Source organism: Nesterenkonia marinintestina (genome assembly GCF_025420485.1).
Taxonomy (GTDB): Bacteria; Actinomycetota; Actinomycetes; order Actinomycetales; family Micrococcaceae; genus Nesterenkonia; species Nesterenkonia marinintestina.
The window spans coordinates 505,639-511,638 of the sequence record NZ_JAOEFD010000001.1 but is presented as its reverse complement, the minus strand read 5'-3'; the positions used below and the strand labels follow the sequence as shown (position 1 = coordinate 511,638).

The window sequence follows — 6,000 nt, the reverse complement described above, 5'->3', positions numbered from 1 at the left end:
TTAGATTCTCAATGACCTATCTTGGTGCTGTGCTGGAGCAGCTGGTGATTCGTGATGCAGGGCTCGACGACGCCGAACGCCTCGGCGCGGCCCACATGGTCGCCGCCGAGGAAGCCTACGGGCACTACTTTCCGGCCGAATTCATGAAGCGCAACACCGTGGAGCGGCGAACCCACATGTGGGCCGAAACGCTCAGCGCCGCCGAGCCGAAGCCCCGGGTGGTCGTGGCCGAGCATGGAGAACAGATCATCGGGTTCGGGGCCTTCGGCCCGGCCCGCGACGCCGATGCCCCAGTTGCCAACGAGCTCTGGCGGCTCTACGTGCTCTCCCCGGTCTACGGAACCGGCCTGGCCAATCGGATGCTCGACACGCTAGACCCAGCCCGGTCGCCGTCGTACCTGTGGGTCATGGAGGCCAACCACCGTGCCATCGGGTTCTACCGCAGGCACGGATACCGGGCCGACGGCGCAGTCGAGCACCTCAAGCTCATCGACAACCTGCCCAAGGTCCGCATGGTCCGGGACTAGGGCGAACCGAGCACCATCAGCGGATCGGAGGTCGGCTGCTCGGAGCCGCCGGTCGGTTCGGCGGTCACCGCCAGGGCTGCATCGTCCGGGAACTGGTCAACACTTGCCGTCAGCTCACCCTCATCCCAGTCCAGCACCCCGGCGGAGGTCGCCTCCTCACCCTCTAGCACCCACAACTGGTAGTCCTGATCATCCAGCTGCTCCATATCCCGGGCAGCAAACAGCGCAGAATCATCACCCAAGACAGCGATGCCGCGGGAACCATCTGCTAAGTCATCACTGACCATTTCAGCCGACGGATCCAACAGCGCCTCGGTGATCTCCTCAACCTGCTGCTGGGCGAATCCGGCTTGCAGCTCAGCCTGGTCGGCACGATCTGCCTGATCAACGGCGACTGCTGTGGGAATCGCGACGGCGACGACCACCGCGGCCGCCGCAGCCAAGCCCTGCCACCGCCGACGACGACGCATCCTGGCGAGCTCATCGCGGTCTTCGCGCACAGCAGCAGTGTCAGTGGTGTCTTCAGCGGCGGCCGACTGCTGGATCTCAGCCAGAACGGCGTCGCGGATATGGTCTGGTGGCTGCTGGGCATCGGCCTCGGCGAACCTGCCGATGGTTTCTCGCAGCTGCCGGGCCTCGGCGGCGAGCTCCTCATCGCTGGCGATGGCCCGTTCAACGTGCGCCCGCTCCAGGTCATCGACGGCGTCGAGCGCCCAAGCGCCCAGCAGGTCACGGGGTGAATCTTCGTTCCCGTTCATGCCAGCACCTCCAGACACTCTCGCAGTCGTTTCAGGCCATCCCGGATTCGGGACTTGATGGTGGGAAGTCCAGTATCGGCCCGCTCAGCGACCTCCCGGTAGGTGAAGCCGTCGTAGTAGGCGCTGTACACCGCCGAGCGTTGCAGATCAGTGAGGGTTTCCAGGCACCCCTGCAGCTGCTGCTGCTCCAGGTTTCGTTCGACTTCATCGGCCACCGATTCCTGGGGCGGCTGGTAGTCGCGGACACCGATGCGTTCATCCCGTTCACGCTGGGACTGCACCGCCCGGACCCGGTCAACCGCCCTGCGGTGGGCCATGGTGGCGATCCAGGCTGGAACCGATCCGCCCATGGGGCTGAAGGTCGCCGCGCTGCGCCACACCTCCACCAGCACCTCCTGAGTCACCTCAGCAGCGAGGTCCGGGTTCCGCAGCACCTTGGCGGCCGTGCCGTAGACCAGCGGGGAGATTTCTTCGTAGAGTGCTTCGAAGGCTGCCGAATCGCCGGCCCCGACTCGTTCCATCAGCTGCGCCAAGTGGGCCAAGCGGGCACCGCGCTCCTCGGTCACACTGGACCCTCGCGGTTCGCTCACCGTGCGATCCTACCGTCACCACAGGCCTGCGCGCAGTGAGCGGGGCCGGTGGGAACCCCATATTCTGCGGTTCTCCACCGACCCCTTACCCGGCTGCTGATTCGCCTATCAGTCGTTCTGAACCAGAGCCTCGTTCATCGAATCGATGGCACCGCCCAGGGTCTGGACGTGCATTCCCAGGCCATCGGCGATCTCATCTGCTTCCAGCTCACCATCGGAGACCTCCTCGAAGAACTCTCCGGCCTCACCGCGGTACTCATCGAGCTCCATGAGCGCGGTCTCGGCTGCGGCGTCGTCCTCTTCGGCGACAGCCTCCGCATAGTCAACGAAGTAGCCGATGTGGTCACGCCACAGCTCCAGGAACGGCTCGCGGTTCTCCTCGCCGGCGAGCTCACCGACGGAATCAGCGAGCTCCACCGCGTTGTCATCGACAACTTCGGCTGCTGCAGCGAAGGCATCGGAGTCGGTGCCCTCCTCATCGGTGTAGGCCACAAAGACGGCGATGCCGGCCAGGTAGACGTGCTCGTTGAGGTTGGCCGTCAGCCCGGCGCGCAGTTCGGAGGCTTCATCATTGGGATCACCTTCCAGGCCGGCTGTGCTGCCCAGACCTTCGGACATCACCGCAGATCCCTCCACCACGTGATCAGCGGCCATCTTCAGGTTGGTGAACGCCTCGGGGTCACCGGCGGCAAGGGAGTCCACTGCCGCAGCCAGGGTGTCCACGTGTCCGTTGAAGGAATCGGTCACCGTGTCAGAATCGAGCTCGCCGTCGGTGATGCGCTCGAAGAAGTCACCCACACCGTCGGTGTACTCGCGCAGGTCCTCGACCGCCTGGTTCATGCCTTCTTCGTCACCGGCTTCAGCGGCGACGGCGTAGTCAACGAAGTAGTCGATGTGCTCCCGCCAGTTGCGCAGGAACGATTCGCGGGCGTCGTCGCCGGCGAGCTCACCGACGGCATCTGCCATCGCCACAGAGTTGGCATCCACTGTTTCGGTGGCCAGGTCGAACTCATCGGAGTCCGCGCCGGCGTGGTAGGCGGTGGCCACTGCGATGCCTGCCAGGTAGACGTGCTCCTGGAACATGGCAGTCAGGTCACCGCGCAGCTCTGCAGATTCAGACTGCGGCTCCCCGGAGATGTCCAGGGCATCGGTGAACCCGACGGAGAGGTCCTCTGCTGAGCCCGGCATGTGCTGGGCGGCGGTACGAGCGTCAGCGAAGGGGTCACCGGTGCTCTCCGGCATCACCGCGCTGAGCTCACCCTCGGCGTCGGAATCCTCCATGTCCTCTTCTGCGCCCTCAGTCTCCTCGTCGTCGCCGTTGTCCATGTCATCCATGTCGTCTATGTCATCGGCGTCGTCGGAGCGCTCCATGTTCTCAGAGTCCTCCATGTCCTCATCAGCGCCGGCATCCTCCTGCTCGGCATCACCGTTGGTGTCGGCCTCCTCCTGGTTGGCCTCGGGCTCCATGGGCTCTTCGGTCTCGGTCCCGGTGTCCCCGCATGCGGCGAGCGCAAGCATCAGGGTCAATCCGGTTGCGGCTCCGGTAGTCACTCGTGAGCGGTTCATCGTCTTCTCCTTTGTTGCTCGTTTTTGCGGTCACTGAATGTTCGGAGCAGACTGCGGCCCGGATGGGTGGCAATCTGAAAAAGTTTCCGCAGAGGTGCTGAACCGGGCCCGGCTAGGCTGGATGTATGACTAGTTCCTTGGTGGTGCGCCACCCCCGCGAAGGTGAGGCCGCGCAGCTGGCGCAGGTGCACATCACCGCGTGGAAGCAGGCCTATCACCGGCTGCTGCCGGACCGGTTCTGGAACGATGATGCCCTGGCCGGCCGGATCCGGATGTGGTCGAATGTGCTGGCTGACCAGGGGCTGCGATCCAATGCTCGAGTCGCAGAGATCGACGACGAGATCGCCGGAATCGCGATGACGGGGAAGGCCGATGAGGCCGACGCCGAGCTCGAGCTCTACCTGATCTACCTGCTGGCCGAGCACTACGGGTCCGGGGCCGCCGGTGCGCTGCTGAACGAGCTGGTGGGGGAGAGGTCGGCGTCGTTGTGGGTGTTTAGCCTCGATCCACCGATGAGCTCTTTGTCGAGTTATTGAGTGGGTGAATTTTGGTTGCGGGGGACGTGGGCAGCCGGTAGTGTCCCGGCCACGCTCCGGTCTGTTCCACTTCTGGTTTCCGAGGATTTCCTGGGTCCTGGGTCTGGTGCCCTGCAGGGCTGGGTGATCAAGTACTCTTGGCCGCTGGTGGTGGGCCCAGAGCTTTGGCCCAGAGTTCCTCGAAGGCCTGAACCCATTTCCAGTCGGTGGGCAGATGCAGGATGAGTTTCCTGGCCCTGTGAGCAATCCGTGCGGGGATGCCGATGATCCGGGCGCGTAGGGTCAGGGCCCTTGCTCGGGCCATGGCGCCGCCGATGACAGCAGCAGTAGTACGCATCAGGTTATGGGCCATGGTGGTGATCGCCAGCCAGGCGGCGTTGGCCTGGAATATCCCGGAGGGCATATGCGCCAGCGGGCCTGCTTTGAGTTCTGCGTTGACCTGCTCGATCACTGCATGGGCCCTGTGCATCCGGTCTGCAGCGGCGGTGTCCAGCGCTGAAGCATCGATGGTGGTGAAGAACCCGTGGTGCCGGTAGACATCGAAGATCGTGTTTTGGCCGGCGGCCAGTTTCTTGGCGTTCTTCTCAAGCACCCGGCGCACGATGAGCCGGCCAGTGACCTGCAGGGACTTCTTCTTTGAGGTGAACGCGGTGAAGGGCACTTCAGCGACCTCAGCCTCAGAAATCCAGGTTTTGGTGGTCTCGTCATAGATGGAGTTCTTGTACTGGATCTTGGTCCACGCGTCCTCCTGGATGCCTGCGATGACGGTCTTGACCCTCTTGTTCATCCGCACCGTCACCGAGAGTTTGGCCCCGCCATCGGCGGCGGCTTTGGCGACCTTGGCGTTGTAGTAGGCCGAATCGGCCCGGACCACCACAGGCCCGCAGGTGCCCGGGATTTTGGCTGTGGCGGCCAGGGCGTCACCGACCATCCGGGAAGCACCGCGGGCTGAATAGGCCGAGCCTTCGCGCAACCTTTGGGCCACCACCACAGGAGAGGCCTCAGCGGTGGAAGCGGTGGCCAGCAGGGCATTAAGTCCCCGGGAACCCTGATAGCCGAACCCGGCTCCTTGCTTCTTGGCAGAGTGGACTTCGATGACGGTGTCATCGATATCCACAAACGTCATGGCCGCGGCCCCGGTGGCTGAAGGCGCTACCGGCAGCAGCGGCGCATACGAGCCCAACGAGGCCAGGAATCGGGTGCCGACCGCGTCGAGCTGGCGGACATGGCCGAAGGTGTAGGCCCGTAGATGAGACCCCAACGTGGAGGGCGCATACACCGAGTCGAACAGACTCTTCATCCCGCCGTGGCGCAGCACGTCCATGTCATCGATGCTGTCGGCACCGGCGACCATCCCGGCCACGATCGAGCTGACCTTCGCACCAGCGTTGGCGCCTTTATCGGCCCCAGTGCGGTGCACCGTGACCCTGTCTTGAGCCAACTCAGCCAGCCCAGCATTCTGGGCCAGAGCCATCATCGGCGCCAGCCCAGCAGCCGACACGAGGTTGGGCTCATCGAAGGTATAGGAGACCCCAGCTGGGGCATGGTTGAATAGCACCTGAGAGGTGTGCCCTTCTGGTTGGGAACTTGTGACGTTAGACATCACCATTTTCCCAGGTCAGGAGGGCATTTCCTTGTTAACGCGCCGCTTCAGACACACCCCTCATCGGTGGATCGAGGATTAGGAGGCCTCCGGACACCCGCGTCGCTGGCCACCTGTCCACTCCCACTGGGCCGGGCCACCGATCGTCGGTCATCGGGTGGACGGGTGACTGGCCTGCTCGTGTCCACTGCGAGTCCGGCGGGCGACGTCTGGTGTCCGCCGGACACCCACCCCCAGGTCCCAACCTGTCCACCAGGCCCAATCAGACACCGCACCGCGCCCATGCCTCGCCCAAGCGCTCCCACAACGCAGCGTCCGAACACCCCTCCAGCGCCCCCAGCCGCAGAGACCAGCCGCAGAGAGCAAATGCCGCACTGCACACCCCCGGCTGCCCATACGCCCCGTATTCCCTCCGCCACG

At 64.4% G+C, this 6,000-nt stretch carries 6 protein-coding genes; 2 read left to right on the top strand and 4 right to left on the bottom strand.

Features of this window, described 5'->3' with window-relative positions:
• A partial coding sequence (locus tag N7E59_RS02245; RefSeq protein WP_261623271.1) for a GNAT family N-acetyltransferase occupies positions 1 to 527 on the top strand: 527 nt, incomplete at its 5' end.
• Here the strand turns inward: N7E59_RS02245 and N7E59_RS02240 are convergent.
• From N7E59_RS02240 to N7E59_RS02230, 3 genes are all read right to left on the bottom strand, one after another.
• Positions 524 to 1,285, bottom strand: a complete 762-nt coding sequence (locus tag N7E59_RS02240) for an anti-sigma factor (RefSeq protein WP_261623270.1) — start codon at positions 1,283 to 1,285, stop codon at positions 524 to 526. The two genes, N7E59_RS02245 and N7E59_RS02240, sit on opposite strands and share 4 nt — an antisense overlap.
• Positions 1,282 to 1,851 (bottom strand): ECF RNA polymerase sigma factor SigK, encoded by a 570-nt coding sequence (gene sigK, locus N7E59_RS02235; RefSeq protein ID WP_261623269.1) that lies wholly within the window; start codon positions 1,849 to 1,851, stop codon positions 1,282 to 1,284. Before sigK ends, N7E59_RS02240 begins: the two co-directional genes overlap by 4 nt.
• 132 nt (positions 1,852 to 1,983) lie before the next feature.
• Positions 1,984 to 3,441 carry a hypothetical protein gene (locus tag N7E59_RS02230; protein ID WP_261623268.1) on the bottom strand — a complete coding sequence of 486 codons (1,458 nt, stop codon included), beginning with the start codon at positions 3,439 to 3,441 and terminating at the stop codon, positions 1,984 to 1,986.
• Positions 3,442 to 3,566: 125 nt separating this feature from the next.
• Between N7E59_RS02230 and N7E59_RS02225 the strand changes: the two genes are divergently transcribed.
• Entirely contained in the window at positions 3,567 to 3,977 is a 411-nt protein-coding gene (locus N7E59_RS02225; protein WP_261623267.1) for a GNAT family N-acetyltransferase, read from the top strand.
• A 127-nt stretch (positions 3,978 to 4,104) separates the two neighbouring features.
• Here the strand turns inward: N7E59_RS02225 and N7E59_RS02220 are convergent, their stop codons facing one another.
• Positions 4,105 to 5,535: an IS1380 family transposase gene (locus N7E59_RS02220; RefSeq protein ID WP_261623266.1), complete on the bottom strand. Its 1,431-nt coding sequence runs from the start codon at positions 5,533 to 5,535 to the stop codon at positions 4,105 to 4,107.
• Positions 5,536 to 6,000: the final 465 nt, after the last annotated feature.

What these genes read in the sequence shown, in the direction of transcription:
- N7E59_RS02240 (WP_261623270.1), bottom strand. Translation starts at nt 1,285, where the DNA reads ATGAACGGGAACGAAGATTCACCCCGTGACCTGCTGGGCGCTTGGGCG.
- N7E59_RS02230 (WP_261623268.1), bottom strand. Translation starts at nt 3,441, where the DNA reads ATGAACCGCTCACGAGTGACTACCGGAGCCGCAACCGGATTGACCCTG.
- N7E59_RS02225 (WP_261623267.1), top strand. Translation starts at nt 3,567, where the DNA reads ATGACTAGTTCCTTGGTGGTGCGCCACCCCCGCGAAGGTGAGGCCGCG.